Below are 1,672 nucleotides of genomic sequence, written 5' to 3'. Positions count from 1 at the left end.
CGGCCTGCTCGGTCTGTTCCGGGTTGGCACGGAGTAACCCAGTCCCTTCTAAAGACGCCAACCACTCAGCCAGCTTGGCCACACGCTCTACCTTGTCGGCAACCGTTCCCAATTTCTCGTGGAACACGATGTTGCTCAATTTCTTTGCATGATCCTCCAATGACGTCTTCTGGTCAAGGTCCCAGAAGAATTTGGCGTCGGAGAGCCGTGCGGCGAGGACTTTTTCATTCCCCGCGATAATTGCCTTGCCGCCATCGCTGGCGGCTATGTTGGCCGTGCAGACAAAATTCGGGGCGAGAGCACCGTTTTTGTCGCGGCAGATGAAATATTTCTGGTTCACCCGGGCGGTCAGCTGGATCACCTCTTCGGGGACATCGAGAAACGCCGGGTCAAAGCTGCCGAGCAGCGGCACCGGCCATTCGGTCAGACCGGCATTCTCGATCACCAGGCCTTCGTCCTCGACCAGATCCAGTCCGGCGTCCGATGCAGCCTTGGCGGCACCGGCGCGGATGATATTCTGGCGTTCTTCGTGGTCGACGATCACGTGGCAGGCGCGGAGTTTTTCGGCGTAATCATGGGCGCCGCCGATTGTAATCTTTCCCACTTCCGTTCGTGCTGAGCTTGTCGAAGCACCTTTCGCCAACTGCCCTTCGACAGGCTCAGGGCGAACGGAGTGATGAAACCGGTGGCCCACTGTCTCATAGCCCGACTTTATGCCGTCAATGCTGCATTCCACCAGATCATCGCCGAGGATTGCAACGATGCCGCTCAGCGGCCGCACCCAGCGCAGGCTTTCGGTCGAGAGGCTAGCGTCGCCCCAGCGCATCGATTTCGGCCACGGGAAGGCGCGGATAATCGCCGGAACCGCTTCTGCGAGCACATCCCTGGTATCGCGGCCCGGCTTGTTGATCACGGCGAAATAGGTCGGACGCCCCTTGATGTCGCGGACTTCCAGCTGGTCGCGGGTGACGCCATTCTTGCGGCAGAAACCCTCAATCGCCTGATCGGGGGCGGCTTCCGGTGGTCCTTTGGCTTCCTCGCTGACCGCTTCGGTCTGTGCGGGCAGGTCTTTGGCGATGAGGGCCAGTCGTCTTGGCGTCGAATAGACGGTGATAGCGCCAGCTTTCAGGCCGGCTGCGGCCAGTTGCTCGGTGAACAGCCGCTCGAGATCGACGCGGGCCTTGGCCTGCATGCGGGCGGGAATTTCTTCGGAGAGCAGTTCGAGGAGGAAGTCGGTCATCTTTTTCCTCCCTGTGCGGAGCACGGGGAGGGGGACCGCGCGAAGCGTGATGGAGGGGCCCCTCCGTCACCCGCCTTCGCCAAAGCTCCGGCGGATGCCACCTCCCCATTGCTGCGCAACAGGGAGCAAATAACTGCCTCCATACCCATCACGCTGCCCATCCGTTCTTCAGCATATGCGCTTCGCAGCTGCCCTTGGCGAGATCGCGGACGCGGCCCATGTAGCTGGCGCGTTCCTGGACCGAAATCACGCCGCGCGCCTGCAGCAGGTTGAACACATGGCTCGCCTTGATCGCCTGCTCATAGGCGGGGATCGGGAGTTTCTTGTCGAGGCAGTTCTCGCACTCGGCGGCCGCCTTGTTGAACAGGTCGAACAATGTGTCGGTATTGGCAACCTCAAAATTCCACTCCGACATCTGCTTCTCATTATCCA

Annotated in this window: 2 protein-coding genes; both read right to left on the bottom strand. The window is 60.6% G+C overall.

The genetic code is table 11. The features are described 5' to 3' along the window. The coding region (locus VOI29_RS24405) for a glycine--tRNA ligase subunit beta (RefSeq protein ID WP_323784475.1) at window positions 1-1,240 on the bottom strand (1,240 nt) is incomplete at its 3' end. A gap of 148 nt (window positions 1,241-1,388) precedes the next feature. Further along, a partial coding sequence (locus VOI29_RS24400; protein WP_323784474.1) for a glycine--tRNA ligase subunit alpha occupies window positions 1,389-1,672 on the bottom strand: 284 nt, incomplete at its 5' end.

It is taken from the genome of Leisingera sp., assembly GCF_034669605.1.
GTDB lineage: Bacteria > Pseudomonadota > Alphaproteobacteria > Rhodobacterales > Rhodobacteraceae > Leisingera.
The sequence above is the reverse complement of the archived record's forward strand: the minus strand, read 5'-3'. Positions and strand labels throughout refer to the sequence as shown.